Raw genomic sequence first — 17,513 nt, 5'->3', positions numbered from 1 at the left:
GTCGCCCGGTCGGTACAAGACAGGCCTGCATTTTTGGGAGAGAGATGAATGCGTAAAATTCTACTGGGACTGGCGGCCGTTGCGCTCGCCGCGACCATGGGCACAGCCCTGGCGCAAGACAAAAAGACCATCGGCGTCTCGATCCCCGCCGCGGACCATGGTTGGACCGCTGGTGTGGTATTTCATGCCGAACGCGTCGCCAAGAAGCTGATGGAGGAATATCCGAACCTGAACGTCGTGGTGAAGACTTCGCCCGACCCGGCGTCGCAGGCCAATGCCGTGCAGGATCTCGAAACGCAGGGCATTGACGCGCTCGTGATCCTGCCGACCGATCCCGATCCGCTCGTCAGCGCGATCAAGGAAATCAAGGCCAAGGGCAAGTTCGTTGCGCTCGTCGACCGTGCGCCCTCTAGCAATGACGATTCGGTCCGCGACCTCTATGTTGCCGGCAACAATCCGGCGCTGGGCGAAGTCGCCGGCAAGTACATTGCCGCCACCACCCCGAACGCGGAAGTCGTCATTGTGCGCGGCATGCCGATCCCGATCGACCAGCAGCGCCAGGATGGTTTTGATAAGGGAATTGCCGGCTCCGGTGTCAAGATTCTCGACCGCCAGTTCGGGAACTGGAACCGCGACGACGCCTTCAAGGTCATGCAGGACTACCTGACCAAATATCCGAAGATCGACGTGGTCTGGGCGCAGGATGACGACATGGTCGTCGGCATCCTCGAAGCCATCGAACAGGCCAAGCGCACCGACATTCAGTACGTCGTCGGCGGCGCCGGCTCGAAGGACATGATCAAGAAGGTCATGGACGGCGACAAGATGGTCCCGGTTGACGTTCTCTATCCACCGGCGATGGTTGGCACCGCGATGGAACTGACGGCAGCACAGCTGTTCGATCAGGTTCCGGTTCACGGCACCTACATCCTCGACGCCACGCTGGTGACCAAGGACAACGCCGCCAACTACCATTTCCCGGATTCGCCGTTCTGATCGACGGTTGCAGGAGATAACTTGTGCAACGGGGAGGCTTAGCCTCCCCGTTTTGCTTTGGCCCTATAGGTGCCCAGATGACCCTTCACTGGTGATGGACGTGATCGACCCGCGAAGCTGGTGAATGCGGCTTGTTTCTGGGCCCGCAGCTTTCCTTGTTCGAGCATCAGAAAGGTACGCGCAACAAGGTAGGCTGATGCGAGGCGTTTCCTGCGAACCTTCCAGAATCTGCCGCGCTGAGCTTGCGCACTGCGGTCAGCAAGATTCCAATCTCCTCACGGACGATCCAGCGATTGGGCATGGCGCTGACGCAAGGGCGCAAAGAGGATATCCATGTTCTTTGCGACACTTTGGGACAGTCGCCGCTCGCCGCATATTTCCATGAGGCGCAGATATCGGAGCGCGAACGACACACGCCTCGCTCCATTCATCGCGCCCGCCGCTATCTGGAAGAAAATTTCGCGAAAGAACTGACGGTTACCCATGGCCGGCAACTGCTCCTTCACAGCGATCTGCCGGTGATGGAAATAGCCGAGCGGTGCGGTTACAAGAACCCCTACCATTTCTCGCGTCAGATCAGGTTGCACTTTGGCAGGTCGCCGACGGAGCTTAGGCTTCGAGAGGGCTATGGGATCTCGACGGTTGAGAACGCGCGAGAAGCTTGATTGGCCCAACCTTACCTGCTTCAGGCAGTGGCAATGGTCTCATCAATGGCCAGCATTGCAGAGCGTCCACGGCGTGTTTGAGTGCCCCCGAGAAGTCGTCAGGGTGTGAGAATTGTCGATCGGCAAGCTTTGCCCGTCTCACTAAATGACCTATCGGTAACCATCGTCGTCTGCGTTTTGAATGGCAGCAATGCGCCCCAAATCGCCGTAAGCGATGCCGCCCGCGGGTCTGGGCACACAGTTCATAACGATTTAGCTAAGGCATTGCATTTGTCTGGCTGGGAATCATGGTTCCCCAGCCAGACCTCTACCGAAAAAGACAAGATCGAAGCGCTCTTCCGCACCGAAGCGGAATAGCTTGCCGTCCCTCCGTTACACGTGCTCGGCGATCACCGAAAGGAAGGCGGGGCCGTAGCGGTCGAGCTTGGCTTCGCCGACGCCGGGCACGCTCGCCATCTCGGCGCGCGAGGCGGGGCGCGCCGCTGCCAGCTCGATCAGCGTCTTGTCGTGGAAAATCACATAGGGCGGCACGTTCTGCAGGCGCGCGATTTCCGTGCGTTTCCGCCGCAATGCCTGAAACAGGTCCTGATCCGCATCGGTGACGGCTGTTTGCGCCGCACTGCGTGCGACCTTGCCACGTTTGGCGCGCGCTGGCGCCGGTACGCGCAGCATCAGGGTCGGCTTGTCACGCAGGAAGTCACGCCCGGCGGGCGCGATCGCCAGGCCACCATGACCAGTGAGATCGACGTCGATGAGCCGCAGCGCGATCAGCTGGCGCAGGATCGCCCGCCATGTACGGTTATCGTGCTCGGAGCCGATGCCGAAGGTGGAAATGCTGTTATGGCCGAACTGGGCGATGCGCTCGTTTTCCACGCCCAAAAGCACGTCGACAATGTAGGCTTGGCCGAAACGCTCGCCGGTGCGGTAGATGCACGACAGCGCCTTTTGCGCCGCAATGGCGCCGTCGAACAATTTTGGCGGCTCCGCGCAGGTGTCGCAATTGCCGCACGGTTCGCAGTGATCGCCAAAATAGGACAACAGAACCTGGCGGCGGCAGCTTGCCGTTTCAGCCAATCCCAGCAGCGCGTCGAGTTTCTGCCGTTCCATGCGCTTGCGCTGGTCGGGCGCCTCCGACTCCTCGATGAACCGGCTGCGCAACGCGATATCGTCATAGCCGTAAAGCATCAGCGTGTCGGACGGCAGGCCGTCGCGCCCGGCGCGCCCGGTCTCCTGATAGTAGGCCTCGATGCTGCCCGGCAGGTCGATATGGGCGACGAAGCGTACATCCGGCTTGTCGATGCCCATGCCGAAAGCGACGGTGGCGACCATGATGACCGCCTCGCCATGCTGGAAGCGCATCTGGTTGGCCTCGCGCGCTGCCTTGTCCATGCCGGCATGATAGGCGAGCGCATCGTAACCGAGACCCTTTAGCCAGGCGGCGGTTTCCTCGGTCCGGCGTTTCGACAGGCAGTAGACGATGCCGCTCTCGCCCTCGTAGCGCTTGAGGAATTCCTTGAGCTGGGCGCGCGGATTGTCCTTTTCCTCGATGGCGTAGCGAATGTTGGGCCGATCGAAACCGGCGACGAAGGCGTCGTTCTCGTCGATGGCGAGATGCGACAGGATTTCGGCGCGCGTCGGCTCGTCCGCCGTGGCCGTCAGCGCCATGCGCGGGGTGCCGGCAAAGCGCGAAACGATCGCGTCGAGCTGGCGATAGGACGGACGGAAATCGTGTCCCCACTGCGACAGGCAGTGCGCCTCGTCGATGGCGACCAGCGAAAGCTTCACGCCATCCAGCAGTTCCAGAACATCAGGCCGCAGCAGGGTTTCAGGTGAGACGTAGAGAAGGTCGAGCGCACCAGCGCGGATATCGCGCCACAGAGCCCGGCGGTCGTCAAGAGACAGGTCGGAGTTGAGCCCGGCCGCCCGCACCCCCGCCTGACGCAGAGCTGCCACCTGGTCGGCCATCAGCGCCAGCAGCGGCGAAACGACGAGGCCCATGCCGGGACGGACGATCGCGGGAATCTGGTAGCAGAGCGACTTGCCGCCGCCCGTCGGCATCAGCACGAAGGCGTTGTTGCCGGCGATGACATGCTCGACGATGTCCGCCTGCGGTCCCCTGAACGCATCGTAGCCATAGACGGTCTTGAGGATTTCGAGGGCGGTCATGGTCATCGGCTGCAGAACGGAGAATCATGGAAACGTCTTTCATAGCAGCTTCGCCGTGCTAGCGATGGTTGACGCGCCGTGTATCCGTCTCCTTGCTGCAGAAAGCCGAACTGGACGATCGCCGTCGCCTGACGAACACGGATTTCGTCAGGCGAATGCTAAGGATTGACGATGTCTATCGGCAACGACCATGAGGTCGCGCCCGAAGCTTGGACGTGGATGATATGCGGACCAGCCAGAAGCCCATCACACCGCCGGCTTGCCCAGCCGGTCATTTACCAGCGTCGTCCAGTAGCGAAGGCCGTGGACGATGGCGTCGTCGTTAAAGTCGTAGGCAGGGTTGTGAAGCCCGGCGGAGTCGCCATTGCCCAGCCAGATGATCGCGCCGGGGCGCTTTTCGAGCATATAGGAGAAATCCTCCGCGCCCATCGTGCACTGGCATTCGCCATTGACCTTGTCGGTTCCTGCGACATCGGAGGCAACCGCGATCGCTGCTTTCGTCATTTCCGGGTCGTTGACGGTCACCGGGTAGCCCGGGCGCCAGTCGATCTCGGCCTGGGCCTCGAAAAGGCGCGCGGTGTTGGTCACGATATCCCTGAAACGCTGCTCGACGGCCTTGCGCGTTTTCGTATCGATGGTCCTGATCGTGCCACCGACTATCGCCGTTTCCGGAATGACGTTCAGCGCAGCTTCACTGCCGCCGGCAAGATAGGTGACCGACACGACGACCGGGTCGAATGGATCGACGTTGCGCGAGGCGATCGACTGCAGCGCCGTAACCAGATGCGCTGCAATCAGAACGGGGTCGCGCGATTCATGCGGCGAAGCGGCGTGCGAGCCCTTGCCATGCAGCATCACAACGAAGCGGTCGGCGGCGGCCAGCATCGGGCCTGGCCGAATGGCGAACGAACCGACAGGCAGGCCGGGCTCGTTGTGCATGCCGAAGACCTCCTCGATGCCGAAGCGCTCGAGCAGCCCCTCCTCGAGCATGACGCGCCCGCCGGCACCGCCCTCCTCGGCCGGCTGGAAGATGAGCACGGCCGTGCCGGCAAAATCCCGCGTCGAAGCAAGGTGAAGCGCAGCGCCGAGCAGCATCGCGGTGTGGCCGTCATGGCCGCAGGCATGCATCTTGCCCGGGTTTTTCGAAGCATGGGCCAAATTGGTCTGTTCGGCGATCGGCAGCGCATCCATGTCAGCGCGCAGGCCGATGGTGCGGCCGGCGCCCAGCTTTCCCTTCACCACCGCAACGACACCGGTCTTGGCAATGCCGGTGACGACCTCGTCGCAGCCGAACGACCGCAGCTTGTCGGCGACGAAGGCCGACGTCGCGGGAAGATCAAACAAGAGTTCGGGATGCTGATGGAGATGGCGGCGCCACTGCCCGGCTTCTTCCGCAATCGTCTCGATCGTCTCTTGTACTGGCATCTTTTCCTCTTTCAGGCGTCTATCAAATCTGGATGCGTCGGCGCGCGACGGTCGGTCGGCCGACGCCTGCGTTCACATCTTCGAGGCCTAGGACGAAACGCTTGCCTTCACAAGGCGCCAGTGCCAGAGACTGGCCAAAGCCAAAAATGACGGTCCACCATGCCTGTGATTGAACAGATTGCCCAGTTCGCCGACGATCTCACCGCGATACGCCAGGATTTCCACCAGCATCCCGAACTCGGCTTCGAAGAGCATCGCACCTCCCAGCGCGTGGCGGATCTGCTTGCAAGCTGGGGTGTCGCTGTCGAGCGCGGCATCGGCGGAACCGGCCTTGTCGGCATCATCGAAGGCGCGCGGCCAGGGCGCAGCATCGGCTTGCGCGCCGACATGGACGCACTGCCGATGGATGAACTGACCAACCTGCCCTATGCGTCAAGAAACCCCGGCGTGTTCCATGGCTGCGGCCATGACGGGCACACCACCATGCTGCTCGGTGCCGCGCGCTACCTCGCCGGCAATCGCGATTTTTCCGGTCGCGCCGTGCTGATCTTCCAGCCGGCGGAGGAAGGTCTCGGCGGCGCCCGGGCCATGCTGCGCGACGGCCTGTTCGACCGTTTCCCCTGCGACGAACTCTATGGCATGCACAATTCGCCCTACCAGGGCCATTCCCAGCTGACGATCCGGCCGGGCAAGGCACAGGCAGGCGCCAGTTTCTTCGACATCACGCTGCATGGCCGCGGCAGCCACGGCGCCATGCCCCAGGCCAGCCGCGATCCGATCACCATCGGCTCCGGCTTGATCAAGGAGATGCAGGAGATCGTCTCGCGCAACATGGACCCGACGCATCCCGCCGTCGTTTCGGTCACGCAGTTCCATGCCGGCTCCGCCTACAACGTCATCCCGGAAACCGCTGTGCTGCGCGGCACCTTCCGCTATTTCGACGAAGCCGACGGCGTGATGATCGAAGACCGCATCCGCAAGCTCTGCGCCGGCTTCGCCCTTGCCCACGAAATCGAGATCGTGGCCGATATCCGCAACATCTTCGACGTGCTGTCCAACGATCCGGAGCGGGTCGGCAACCTCATCGAGGTGGCGCAGGAGATCGTCGGCGACAAGGCGCAACCGAGCGCCGACCTGACGATGGGATCGGAGGATATGGCCGATCTGCTGCGCGTGGTTCCAGGTGCCTTCTTCAATCTGGGGCATGGCGGAACCGTTCCGCTGCACAATTCCGGATTCATTTTCGACGACACGATCCTGCCCGTCGGCGCCAGCCTTCTGGCCCGGCTCGTCGAGGTACGCGGCGCCGCCTGAGGCGACTGCGCCAATAAAATCAAATTCTTGATCTGAGGACTTCGCTCGATCCCGGCATAGCTGCCGGGATGGGCGGAGCATTGCCTTTGCGATCCGCGATGCCGCCTGCCCGGCGGCATCGGGAAGTCGGCTCATTTTTGAGCTTGACCGAATGAACAGGCGAGAGCATTAGTTGCATAAAGTGGAACTCAAGTTCCATTTAATGGAACGACTCGGAGGAGCAATGTCGGTCCTGAACAATGCCGCGGATGTGCTGAGGTGCTTCGGCAACGACTGTCCCGACCTCACGGTCTCGGACGTCGTGAGGCTGCTCGGCATGCCCAAAGCCAACGCCTCCCGCCTGCTGAAGGCGATGCGCGAGGCGAACATGCTGGAGACCATCGGCGACAGCCACCGGCATCGCCCGGGCCGCCTGATGCTCGACCTCGCCGCGGCCTACCGACGTTCCTCGCTACTGATCGGCCGCGCCAGCGAAGTGGTCGCCGAAGCCAGCGCCACCTATGGCCACACTGGTTACATCTCCGTCCGCGACGGCAAGGAAGTGACCGCCGTTGCTGATTTCCAGGGCACCAATGCACTGCGCGTCGTCAGCAATATCGGCCGGCGCCTGCCCGCCCATCTCAGCGCGACCGGACGGTCGCTGCTGGCGAGGCTAGGCGAGGAAGCAGTCCATGCGCTCTACGCCGGACACGGCGCACTTACCGATCTCAGCGAACAACTCTCGAAAGTACGGCACCAAGGCTTCGCCTATTCGAGCCAGGAGGCGACACCTGGGGTGGACGCCATCGCCATATCGGTCGCCGACCCGCGCACCGACGAAGCCGTCAGCCTCTGCATCGTTTACCCCCACGCACTCGTGGACACCAAAGGCCGCGACGAGATGATCGCCGCCCTCGCCAAAGGGGCGGCCCGCATCGCCGAGGACCTGGGCGACAGCGCCTTCGTCGCCCCCCGGATTTGAAGAAAAGGACATCAGTAATGAGTGATCTGCCCAACCGCTGGCGCGTCGGGTTCGACATTGGTGGAACCTTCACCGACTTCGTGCTCTATGACAGCCAGAACCATTCCGTCACGCTGCACAAGCGACTGACAACGCCGCACGATCCGTCCCAGGCAGCGCTGCTTGGCCTGCAGGAATTGCTGGATCTGCAGAGCATCAAGCATAGCGACGTCAGCGAGATCGTCCACGGCACGACGCTGGTCACCAACGCGGTCATCGAGCGCAAGGGCGCGCCTGTCGGCCTGATCACGACGCGCGGCTTCCGCGACCTGCTCGAAATGGGAACCGAGCAGCGCTACGACATCTATGACCTGTTCGTCTCGTTCCCCGATCCGATGGTCAGCCGCGACCTGCGCCTCGAGGTCGACGAGCGCATGACCGCCTCGGGCGACGTGGAAACCGCGCTCGACGAAGCACAGGTCCTGCTGGGCGCCAAGGCGCTTGTCGCGCAGGGCTGCGAGGCGGTGGCCATCGCCTTCATCCATTCCTATGCCAATTCAGCGCATGAGCGCCGCGCCGCCGACATCATCCGCGCCGCATTCCCCGAGCTGTCGATCTCGATTTCAAGCGAAGTCGTCGCCGAAATGGGCGAATACCAGCGCACGGTCACCACCTGCGCCAACGCCTTCGTGCAGCCCCTGATGCACCGCTACCTGACCAAGCTCGAGAGGTCGCTGCGCGGCGCGGGTTTTGCGGGTGCGCTGCGGCTGATGCATTCCGCCGGCGGCCTGATGTCGCTGGAAACCGCACGCGACTTCCCGATCCGGCTGCTGGAAAGCGGCCCGGCGGGCGGCGGCCTCGCCACCGCGCTGTTCGGCAAGGCTGCCGGCCTGTGCGACGTCATTTCCTTCGACATGGGCGGCACCACCGCCAAGGCCTGCATGATCGAGGACGGCCGCGCCGAGATCTCGCCGATGATGGAGGCCGCGCGCGTCCACCGTTTCGTCAAGGGCTCCGGCCTACCGATCAAGGCCCCTGTCATCGAGATGATCGAGATTGGCGCCGGCGGCGGTTCGATCGCCGCCATCGACGACGTCGGCCTGCTGAAGGTCGGCCCTCATTCCGCCAGCTCCGACCCAGGCCCGGCCTGCTACGGCATGGGCGGCAAGCAGCCGACAGTCACCGACGCCAATCTCACGCTTGGCTACTACGATCCCAACTTCTTCCTCGGCGGTCGCATGAAGCTCGACCTCGAGGCGGCACGCGCTGCCATTGCGCGCGTGGCTGAGCCGTTGAACCTGACCATCGAAGAAGCTGCACTCGGCATCCACAAGGTCGTCGTCGAGAGCATGGCCTCGGCGGCGCGTGTGCACCTTGTCGAGCGCGGCAAGGATCCGCGCGAATACTCCATGGTCGGTTTCGGTGGCGCCGGTCCGGCACATGCAGTCGACGTGGCGCGTGCCATGGGCATCAGCTCCGTCCTGATCCCGCCCGCATCGGGCGCGGCATCGGCGCTCGGCTTCCTCGCAGCGCCCCTGTCCTTCGAAGGCGTGCGGTCGCTGCGTGTCGAGCTGAAGACAGGTTTTGACGCGCAAGCCGTCAATGGCGTGCTGACGGCCCTCGAAGATGAGGGACGTCACCAGCTTACCCGTTCGGGTATCGCGGCAGCCGATATCGTGGTCGAGCGCAGCGCCGACATGCGCCTCGTCGGCCAGATGCATGACATCAGCGTGCCGCTCCCCGCCACCACGCTCGGCGAAGCCGACCTGCCCGCCATCCGCGAGGCCTTCGTTCGCGCCTATTCCGCCCGCTATGCCGAGCCTTTCGAGGGCGCGCGCTTCGAATCAGTCAACTTCCGCGCACGCGTCGCCGGCCCGACGCCGCAGCTTTCGCTCACCGGCGCCACCGGTGGCGGCGATACGGCGGCCCGGATCAAGGGTCACCGCATCTGCTGGTTCGACGAGGGCAGGTTCGAAACGGCAGTCTACGACCGCTACGCGCTGCGCAGCGGCGACATCATTCCCGGCCCTGCGATCATCGAAGAACGCGAGTCCACCACCGTCGTTGGTCCATCCGACAGCGTCACGATCGACGCCGGCCAGAACCTCTGCGTCCAGGTCGGTGCACTCAAGGCCGCCGATGCGTTCGTCACCGACGACATGACCCGTGCCGAGGCGGTCGCCCGCATCAAGGGCGACCCGATCGGCCTCGAGATCATGTGGTCGCGCCTCGTCAATGTCGTCGAGGAGATGTGGCTTACCGTCTGCCGGACTGCATTCTCGCTCGTCATCGCCGAGGCGCAGGACTTTGCCTGCGAACTGCTCGACAAGGACGGCGAAACGCTGGCCCACAGCCCGCGCGCCATGCCGGTCTTCAACCTGACGCTTCCGCGCGCGGTCAAGGCGCTGCTGGCACGCTATCCGGCCGAGACGCTCAAGCCCGGAGACGTGTTGATCACCAACGATCCGTGGCTCTGCGCCGGCCATCTGTTCGACATCGCCATCGTCACGCCGGCCTTCCGCAATGGCAAGCTGGTGGGCCTGATGGGCACTGTCGGCCACGTCTCCGACATTGGCGGCACCAAGGACTCGCTCCATGCCCGCGAGATCTACGAGGAAGGCCTGCAGATCCCGCCGATGAAGATTTTCGAGGAGGGACGGCCCAACGAGACGCTGATTCAGCTCATCCGCCAGAACGTCCGCAACGGCGAGCAGGTGCTGGGCGACATCTTCTCCTTCGTCGCGGCCAACAAGCTCGGCGCGGAGCGGCTCGATGCCTTCATGCATGACTATGGCATGCATGACCTCGGCGCCCTTGCCGAAGTCGTCCAGGGTCTGTCGGAAAAGGCGATGCGCGACGCAATCCGCGCGCTGCCCGATGGCGAATACCGTTCGGTCATCACCAACAACCCGTTGGGCGAGACGATCAGCTACCCTGTTCTGGTCAAGGTCGAGGGCGACAGCATATCAGTCGACTTCGCCGGCGCGCCACCGCAGCTGCCGCAAGGTGGTCTCAACTCGACGCTGAACTACACGGCGGCCCATGCCACCTACCCGCTGAAATGCATGCTGACGCCAGCGGTGCGGGGCAATGCCGGCTGCTATCGTCCGTTCACGGTGACCGCGCCCGAGGGTTCGATCCTCAACCCGACCTACCCGGCTGCCGTGAACCTGCGGACCCGCACCGGCTGGTATCTCGCGCCCAACATCTTTTCGGCGCTCGCCTCCGCCTCGCCCGACATGGTCCAGTCGTTCACCGGGCTCGCGGTCGCGGCAAATGTCTACGGCCAGACCAAGGACGGGCAGTTCTACTCGGACATGCTCTTCTGTGGTGGCGGCCAGGGCGGCTCCGAACGCGGCGACGGTCATTCCTCGCTGCTGTGGCCAACGTCCGCGGCCAACACCTCCATCGAACTGATGGAAAGCCGGGTACCCGTGCTGGTGCTGGAAAAGGCGTTCCGGGCCGACAGCGGCGGCGCAGGCAAGACGCGCGGCGGGCTTGGCCAGGTCGTGCGCTTCCGCAAGCTCGAAGAAGACGGCCTTGAGATGCTCGTCTCCGTCTATCCCGAGGGCGTCGACAATCCGATCGACGGCCTGTTCGGCGGCAAGGCCGGCGGCGGCGCTCGCGGTCGCGTGCTGTCAACCGACGGTCGCGTGCTGCGCGATTGCGGCACCGGCGAGCTGGTGTCGCTGCACCGCACCGATCAGGTGGTCGAACTCGTCCTCGCCGGTGGCTCCGGCTACGGCAACTCCGCCGAGCGCGACCACGCTGCGATCTCCCGCGATCTCGCGCTCGGCTTCGTGACGCCTGATCACGTGGCGCTCAACTACCGCAAGGAACCAGGCACACCTGGAACCGTGGCGCCGCAAGAGAACGTGGCCTGGGCGTGAGCCCCTCCGAGATCCGGCGGCGCCCGACCAACCGGCGCCGCCCATTTGCAACGACGACCAGACATTCGACAGGAGCAATGCAATGACCTCTGACCAGTTCAACATCTCGCGGCGCGGCCTGCTGGCCCTCGCCGGCGTGGGCCTCGCCACCACGGTTTTCCCGCGTCAGCTCTTCGCCCAGTCGGGCGGCGTCCTGATCATCGCGGCCGGCCAGGACATCCCCAATTTCGACCCGCACACCGCGACCGGCTATTCGGCCTCGTTCTTCATGCGCAACGTCTATGATCCGCTGGTGCGCATCTCCGGCAACCCGCCGGTGCCGGCACCTGGCATCGCCGAGAGCTGGACCGTCAGCGCCGACGGCACCGAGTACACCTTCGTGCTGAACAAGGCCGCCAAGTTCCACTCCGGCAGTGCTGTCACCGCCGACGACGTCGTCTACTCGTTCGCCCGCGCGCTGAAGCTCGCCAAGGGCAATTCGTGGATGATCCGCGACATCGTTACCCCGGAAGGCGTGACCGCCGTTGACGCAGGTACCGTCAAGTTCAAGCTCGCAACGCCGTTCGCGCCGTTCCTGCAGGTGCTGCCGTGGATATTCATCGTCGAGAAGGCGGTGGTCGAGGCCAATCTCGGCAGTGACTCAGGCGAAACCTATCTCATGACCAATGCTGCCGGCTCCGGCCCGTTCGCCGTCGCCCGCTTCGAGGTCGGCACGCTCTACCAACTGGCCCGTGCTCCCGAAGCCTGGCAGGCCGGCGGCGGCAACCTCGAAGGGGTGATCTGGCAGATCGTGCGTGAAACGGCCACCCAGCGGCTCATGATCCAGCGCGGCGAGGCCCATATCGCCACCGACCTTACCAGCGAGGACATGGACGCGCTGAAGGATGCACCCGGCGTCGTCAGCGTCATCGAGCCGGAATACCGCACCTTCTCGATCAAGATGAACACGCAGCACGGTCATTGCGCCGACATCAACCTGCGCAAGGCGATCTCATACGCCACCAACTACAAGGCGATCCTCGACGCTGCGGGTTATGCCGACCCGATGAACGGCCCGTTGCCCAGCGGCATCCTCGGCTTCGACGCCAATCTCGTCGCCTATGGCACCGACATGGCCAAGGCGAAGGAATACATGGCGAAGTCGGCCAAGCCCGAGGGCGGCTTCAAGCTCAAGATGTACCATGTCTCAGGCCTTGAGCAGCAGCGCCGGTGGGCACTCATCATGCTCGACAGCCTCAAGCAGCTCAACATCGACCTCGAGATCGTGCCGATGAACTGGCCCGACATGGTGAGCGCCTGCAAGTCGGCCGAAACCTTCCCGGACCTGTTCCCCGTCTACCAGACGGCGAACTACGGCGATCCAGACAACATCGCCTATGCCGCCTACCACTCGTCGCGCAACGGCGCCTGGCAGAACGCCGTCTACAAGAACCCGGAAGTCGACGCTCTCATCGAGGCCGGCCGCAAGGAGATCGACCAGGCCAAGCGCGTGGCGATCTACGGCGAATTCCAGAAGAAGGTCGTCGAGGACGCACCTGATGTCTTCGGCGTGCTGGAGCGTCGCAAGCTCGCCATGCGCGACAACGTGAAGGACTATCACTTCACGCCGGTCGCCTCCAACGCGATCGAGGCCTGGGGCCTGTCGCTCGGCTAAGTCGAACATTTGGCGGGCCTTCGGGCCCGCCAAAGCTCCAAACAGAGGACATCGGCAATGCTGCATTTCATCCTGCGGCGGCTTCTGCTGCTCATACCGGTCATCGTCGGACTGACGATCATCATGTTCGCCATCGCGCGCCTTCTGCCGGGCGATCCGGTGGCGCTCGCCGCAGGTCCGAACGCAACGCAAGCCGAAATCGCCGCACTTGCCGTGGAGTACGGCCTGGATCAGCCGATCTGGGTGCAATACGGCCATTATGTTTCCGGCCTGGTCCATGGCGACCTCGGCACGTCGCTGCTGACGCGCCGCCCCGTCGCCGCCGATATCAAGGCCTACCTGCCTGCGACCCTCGAACTCGTCTTCGCGGCGATGTTCATCGCGGTCGCGGTCGGCATCCCGCTCGGCCTCGTCACCGCAGTGTGGCGTAACCGCTGGCCCGACTATCTCGCCCAGGTCGGCGCCATCGGCGCGATCTCGATGCCGCGCTTCTTCCTCGGCCTGCTCCTGCAGCTTTGCTTTGCCATGTGGCTGATGTGGCTGCCGCTCGGTGGCCGCCTGCCGATCGTGGTCATCCCGCCGCGTTTCGTCACCGGCTTCCTAACCATCGATTCCTTGATCGCAGGCAACTGGAATGCCTTTTTCATGTCGCTCCGCCACCTGGCACTTCCGGCCATCGCCATGTCGCTGTCTCCGCTTGCCACGATCATGCGCATGATGCGCGCCTCGACGATCGAGGTGATGCAGCAGGACTATGTGATGACCGCACGCGCGCTCGGCCTGCCCTCTCGCAAGATCATCACCAAATACGTCGCCCGCAACGCCGTCTCGGCAACGCTGACCGTGATCGGCCTCTATTTCGGCTGGCTGCTCGGCGGCACGGTGCTGGTTGAAACGGTGTTCGACTGGCCGGGCCTCGGCCTCTACGCCACCAAGGCCATCGTCTCGCAGGACATGATGCCGGTGATCGGCGTCGCTCTGGTCATCGGCCTGCTCTTCGTCTTCGCCAACCTCGTCATCGACCTGCTCTACGGCGTCATCAACCCCAAGGTCCGCTACTCATGACCACGACCGAGCACAACAGCGCGGACGACTTCGCCACGCCGCGCCGTGACAGGCTGCGCCGCGCCTTCTTCCGCTTTTCACAGAGCAAACTGTCGATGCTGGGGGCTGCCATCGTTGCGGTGGTGATCTTCTTCACCGTCTTCGGCGCCGTACTTGCCCCCTACCCCAATCACGTCGCGGGTGGCGTCGACACCGCCTCACGCTTCATTCCCCCATCGGCCGCCCATCCCTTCGGCACCAATGAACTCGGCCAGGACGTACTGTCGCTGGTTATGGCCGGCACCACCGTTTCGGTGCTCGCCGGCTTCGGCGTCGTGCTCATCGGCTCGGTGATCGGCACGCTGGTCGGCGCCGTCGCCGGCTTCGCCCGTGGCTGGGTCGACGAGGTGCTGATGCGGCTGACCGACCTCACGCTGACCATTCCCGGGCTGATCCTCGCCATGGCGATTGCCGCCGCCCTTGGCTCGGGCTTCGGCAACATGGTCATCGCCATCGCCCTCTCATGGTGGCCCGGCTATGCCAGGCTGGTACGCGGCGAAGTGCTGGCAGCGCGCGAAGAGGTCTACGTGACCGCCGCCCGCGCGCTCGGCGCCACGCCCAAGCGTATCCTCTTCCGTCACATCCTGCCCAATGTCGTCTCGCCGATCATCGTCAAGATGTCGCTCGACATGGGCTTCGCCATCCTCACCGTTGCGGGCCTCGGCTTCATCGGCATCGGCGTTCGCCCACCGACGCCGGAATGGGGCACGCTTTTGTCCATATCGCGCTCCTACATGCCCGATTACTGGTGGACGGCCATGGCCCCTGGCATGGCGATGTTCCTTGCGGTGTTTGGCTTCAATCTGCTCGGTGACGGTCTGCGCGACATCCTCGATCCGAAAGCGAGGCGCTGAGATGACCGCCCCTCTCCTTTCAATCCGCGACCTGCACCTCAGAATGTCCAGCTTCGACGGCCGGGCGCATGTCCTGAATGGCATCAATCTCACGGTGAACCGGGGTGAGATCTGGGGCCTCGTTGGCGAAAGCGGCTGCGGCAAGTCGCTCACCGGCCTGTCGGTGTCGCGCCTGCAGCCGACGCCGCCGGCCCATTACACGGCGGGCGAGATCCTGCTCGAAGGCCAGGATCTGCTCAAGCTCAGCCCATCCCAGATGCAGCGCCTGCGCGGCAAGCGCATCGGCATGATCTTCCAGGACCCAACGACAAACCTCAACCCGGCCTTCCGCATCGGCGAGCAGTTGGTCGACGTGGCGCTGGCTGCGGCTGACCGCGATCCTGAGGTGATCGGATGCGCGCCCAATGCCGGCCGGCGCGAATGCCGCCAGGCCGCGCGCAAGCTGGCCGGCGAGATGCTGACCCGCGTCGGCATCCCCAACGCACTGGCGCGGCTCGACGACTATCCGCATCAGTTTTCCGGTGGCATGCGCCAGCGCGTGCTGATCGCCATGGCGCTAATCGGCCGTCCGGACCTTTTGATCGCCGACGAGCCGACGACGGCGCTCGACGTGTCGGTCCAGGCGCAGATTCTTGAGCTGATCAAGAACAGCGTCAAGGACTTCGACATGGGCGTTGTGCTGATCACCCACAATCTCGGCGTCGTTGCCCAGACATGCAGCCATGTCGCCGTCATGTATGCCGGAAACATCGTCGAAAGCGGCCCGGTCGCGGCCGTCATCGGCAACCCGGTCCATCCCTACACACGCGCCCTGATGTCGGCGATCCCGACCCGCGAGACCAGGCGCGGCGAGCTTCGCGGCCTGGCGGGTTCGGTGCCGAACCTGATCACGCCGCCGCCGGGCTGCCGCTTCGCCCCACGCTGCCAGTTTGCCCAACCCGCCTGCACCACGGCCATGCCGGCGCCGGTTTCGGTCGGCGACAACCATGCTGCCGCTTGCATCCGCGTCAATGAAATGGAGGCGCTCGTCGATGACTGAGATCATGCTTGAGATCGACAACGTCTCGAAAATCTACCCGGGGCGTCGCGGCATCTTCGGGACATCGCCAGAAGTCCACGCGCTGAAAAACGTCTCGCTCAGCGTGCGCAAGGGCGAGAGTTTTGGCCTCGTCGGCGAAAGTGGCTCGGGCAAGACGACGTTGACCCGCTCCATTCTGCATCTGGAAACGCCGACTTCGGGCAGCATCCGCGTGCAAGGCCAGGACCTCGGCAAGCTTTCGGAGGCCGAACTGCGTCGCCTGCGCTCGCGCGTCCAGATCGTCTTCCAGGATCCTTATGCGTCTCTCAACCCGCGCATGTCGGTCTACGATATCGTCACCGAGCCGCTTGTCATCCACCATGAGACCCTTGGCCTGACGAACCGGCAGCGCAGCGACCGCGCCGCAGAGTTGCTTTCGCTCGTCGGCATGGGCTCGCAGCACCTACACCGCTATCCGCATGAATTCTCCGGCGGCCAGCGCCAACGCATCTGCATAGCGCGCGCCCTCGCATCGGGCCCGGAACTGCTGCTTCTCGACGAGCCGACTTCGGCGCTCGACGTCTCGGTGCAGGCGCAGGTGCTCAATCTTCTGTGCGAGTTGCAAGATCGCCTCGGCCTGACCTACTTTTTCATCAGCCACGACCTCGCCGTCGTGCGCTACCTCTGCGACCGGGTGGCCCTGATCAACCGCGGCGAAATCGTCGAACAAGGCGATTGCGCCCAGATTTTCGACGCGCCGAAAAGCGAGTATGCCCGCATGTTGATCGGCGCGATGCCGGAGGTGAAGGTACCGGCGTAGGGCTCGCGACGGTTAGATCAGGCCGGTTCAGCAGCGGAAGTGGATTTCGGCGAGATGGTCGCTACTTCGCCGGAGCCGCAGTTGAGCCGACGCTTACTGCAGTAGATGGATGCGCGGCGCGACGCGCTCGTCGCCGCGGCCGAGGTCGTGCTGCTTGTCGAGCGCATCTCCAGGTCGCATGCATCGGCGGTCGACACCGCCGGCTGCCTCGACGTCCATCCGAGTTCGCGCAACGTCGTACCCGGCCAGGTCAGCATGACCGTCGACCTGCGCCACCCCGAAGACGGCCTGGTTGAAACCATGGAAGCCATGCTGCGGCAGGAGATCCACGCCCGCTTCGACGGACGCCTCACCTGCAGCCTGACCGAGATCTGGCGCAGCCCGGCCGCCAAGTTCGACGGCAGGTGCATCGACGCCGTTGCGTCGGGCGCGGCGGCCGCCGGCTACAGCAGCCTGAGGCTGCATTCCGGCGCCGGTCAAGACTCCGCCTACATCGCCCGTGTCGCACCGACATCGATGATCTTCATTCCTTGCCTCGACGGCCTCAGCCACAACGAAGCGGAGTCGTCGACGAAAGAGCAGTGCCAGGCCGGAGTTCAGACACTGCTTTATGCGGTGCTCAAACTGGACAACAGCTTGTAGCCCTCGGGACGCGCCCGAACGTGTC

The 17,513-nt window shown here is 64.0% G+C and carries 13 protein-coding genes; 11 read left to right on the top strand and 2 right to left on the bottom strand.

Features of this window, described 5'->3' with window-relative positions; genetic code table 11:
• Positions 1-48: 48 nt before the first annotated feature.
• Entirely contained in the window at positions 49-996 is a 948-nt protein-coding gene (locus IHE39_RS03825) for a substrate-binding domain-containing protein (protein ID WP_184768776.1), read from the top strand.
• Positions 997-1,295: 299 nt separating this feature from the next.
• Positions 1,296-1,661, top strand: coding sequence for a helix-turn-helix domain-containing protein (locus tag IHE39_RS03820; protein WP_192565561.1), 366 nt, complete (start codon positions 1,296-1,298; stop codon positions 1,659-1,661).
• A 372-nt stretch (positions 1,662-2,033) separates the two neighbouring features.
• Here the strand turns inward: IHE39_RS03820 and recQ are convergent, their stop codons facing one another.
• Entirely contained in the window at positions 2,034-3,833 is a 1,800-nt protein-coding gene (gene recQ, locus IHE39_RS03815; RefSeq protein WP_192565560.1) for a DNA helicase RecQ, read from the bottom strand.
• 240 nt (positions 3,834-4,073) lie between these two features.
• The gene (locus IHE39_RS03810; RefSeq protein WP_192565559.1) at positions 4,074-5,252 is read right to left on the bottom strand and encodes a M20 aminoacylase family protein; all 1,179 of its coding nucleotides are present in this window, start codon (positions 5,250-5,252) and stop codon (positions 4,074-4,076) included.
• Between the two features lie 159 nt (positions 5,253-5,411).
• On the opposite strand from IHE39_RS03810, the gene IHE39_RS03805 reads away from it, so the two are divergent.
• The 9 genes from IHE39_RS03805 (at position 5,412) to IHE39_RS03765 (ending at position 17,488) form a co-directional block, all read left to right on the top strand.
• A complete protein-coding gene (locus IHE39_RS03805; RefSeq protein WP_192565558.1) occupies positions 5,412-6,566 on the top strand; it encodes a M20 aminoacylase family protein in 1,155 nt (384 codons plus the stop codon).
• A gap of 223 nt (positions 6,567-6,789) precedes the next feature.
• Positions 6,790-7,527 carry an IclR family transcriptional regulator gene (locus IHE39_RS03800; RefSeq protein ID WP_192565557.1) on the top strand — a complete coding sequence of 246 codons (738 nt, stop codon included), beginning with the start codon at positions 6,790-6,792 and terminating at the stop codon, positions 7,525-7,527.
• A gap of 17 nt (positions 7,528-7,544) precedes the next feature.
• Positions 7,545-11,396 carry a hydantoinase B/oxoprolinase family protein gene (locus IHE39_RS03795; protein WP_192565556.1) on the top strand — a complete coding sequence of 1,284 codons (3,852 nt, stop codon included), beginning with the start codon at positions 7,545-7,547 and terminating at the stop codon, positions 11,394-11,396.
• 82 nt (positions 11,397-11,478) lie between these two features.
• Positions 11,479-13,050, top strand: a complete 1,572-nt coding sequence (locus IHE39_RS03790) for an ABC transporter substrate-binding protein (protein ID WP_192565555.1) — start codon at positions 11,479-11,481, stop codon at positions 13,048-13,050.
• Between the two features lie 57 nt (positions 13,051-13,107).
• Positions 13,108-14,115, top strand: coding sequence for an ABC transporter permease (locus IHE39_RS03785; protein WP_184768768.1), 1,008 nt, complete (start codon positions 13,108-13,110; stop codon positions 14,113-14,115).
• Complete coding sequence (locus IHE39_RS03780; RefSeq protein WP_192565554.1) at positions 14,112-15,008, top strand: ABC transporter permease; 897 nt, start codon at positions 14,112-14,114, stop codon at positions 15,006-15,008. Before IHE39_RS03785 ends, IHE39_RS03780 begins: the two co-directional genes overlap by 4 nt.
• A 1-nt stretch (position 15,009) precedes the next feature.
• Positions 15,010-16,047 carry an ABC transporter ATP-binding protein gene (locus IHE39_RS03775; protein WP_192565553.1) on the top strand — a complete coding sequence of 346 codons (1,038 nt, stop codon included), beginning with the start codon at positions 15,010-15,012 and terminating at the stop codon, positions 16,045-16,047.
• On the top strand, positions 16,040-16,846 hold the full coding sequence (locus IHE39_RS03770) for an ATP-binding cassette domain-containing protein (protein ID WP_192565552.1): 807 nt from the start codon (positions 16,040-16,042) through the stop codon (positions 16,844-16,846). Before IHE39_RS03775 ends, IHE39_RS03770 begins: the two co-directional genes overlap by 8 nt.
• A 105-nt stretch (positions 16,847-16,951) precedes the next feature.
• A complete protein-coding gene (locus IHE39_RS03765; RefSeq protein WP_192565551.1) occupies positions 16,952-17,488 on the top strand; it encodes a M20/M25/M40 family metallo-hydrolase in 537 nt (178 codons plus the stop codon).
• Positions 17,489-17,513: the final 25 nt, after the last annotated feature.

It is taken from the genome of Aminobacter carboxidus (genome assembly GCF_014863355.1).
In the GTDB taxonomy this organism is placed as follows: domain Bacteria; phylum Pseudomonadota; class Alphaproteobacteria; order Rhizobiales; family Rhizobiaceae; genus Aminobacter; species Aminobacter carboxidus.
Note: the sequence above shows the minus strand (reverse complement) of the source record. Positions and strands in the feature narration are given on the sequence as shown.

Excerpts from the sequence above, each read along its gene's own strand:
- IHE39_RS03825 (WP_184768776.1), top strand. The coding sequence starts at position 49 with ATGCGTAAAATTCTACTGGGACTGGCGGCCGTTGCGCTCGCCGCGACC.
- IHE39_RS03810 (WP_192565559.1), bottom strand. The coding sequence starts at position 5,252 with ATGCCAGTACAAGAGACGATCGAGACGATTGCGGAAGAAGCCGGGCAG.
- IHE39_RS03790 (WP_192565555.1), top strand. The coding sequence starts at position 11,479 with ATGACCTCTGACCAGTTCAACATCTCGCGGCGCGGCCTGCTGGCCCTC.
- IHE39_RS03795 (WP_192565556.1), top strand. The coding sequence starts at position 7,545 with ATGAGTGATCTGCCCAACCGCTGGCGCGTCGGGTTCGACATTGGTGGA.
- IHE39_RS03775 (WP_192565553.1), top strand. The coding sequence starts at position 15,010 with ATGACCGCCCCTCTCCTTTCAATCCGCGACCTGCACCTCAGAATGTCC.
- recQ (WP_192565560.1), bottom strand. The coding sequence starts at position 3,833 with ATGACCATGACCGCCCTCGAAATCCTCAAGACCGTCTATGGCTACGAT.
- IHE39_RS03765 (WP_192565551.1), top strand. The coding sequence starts at position 16,952 with ATGGATGCGCGGCGCGACGCGCTCGTCGCCGCGGCCGAGGTCGTGCTG.
- IHE39_RS03800 (WP_192565557.1), top strand. The coding sequence starts at position 6,790 with ATGTCGGTCCTGAACAATGCCGCGGATGTGCTGAGGTGCTTCGGCAAC.
- IHE39_RS03805 (WP_192565558.1), top strand. The coding sequence starts at position 5,412 with ATGCCTGTGATTGAACAGATTGCCCAGTTCGCCGACGATCTCACCGCG.
- IHE39_RS03770 (WP_192565552.1), top strand. The coding sequence starts at position 16,040 with ATGACTGAGATCATGCTTGAGATCGACAACGTCTCGAAAATCTACCCG.
- IHE39_RS03785 (WP_184768768.1), top strand. The coding sequence starts at position 13,108 with ATGCTGCATTTCATCCTGCGGCGGCTTCTGCTGCTCATACCGGTCATC.
- IHE39_RS03780 (WP_192565554.1), top strand. The coding sequence starts at position 14,112 with ATGACCACGACCGAGCACAACAGCGCGGACGACTTCGCCACGCCGCGC.
- IHE39_RS03820 (WP_192565561.1), top strand. The coding sequence starts at position 1,296 with ATGGCGCTGACGCAAGGGCGCAAAGAGGATATCCATGTTCTTTGCGAC.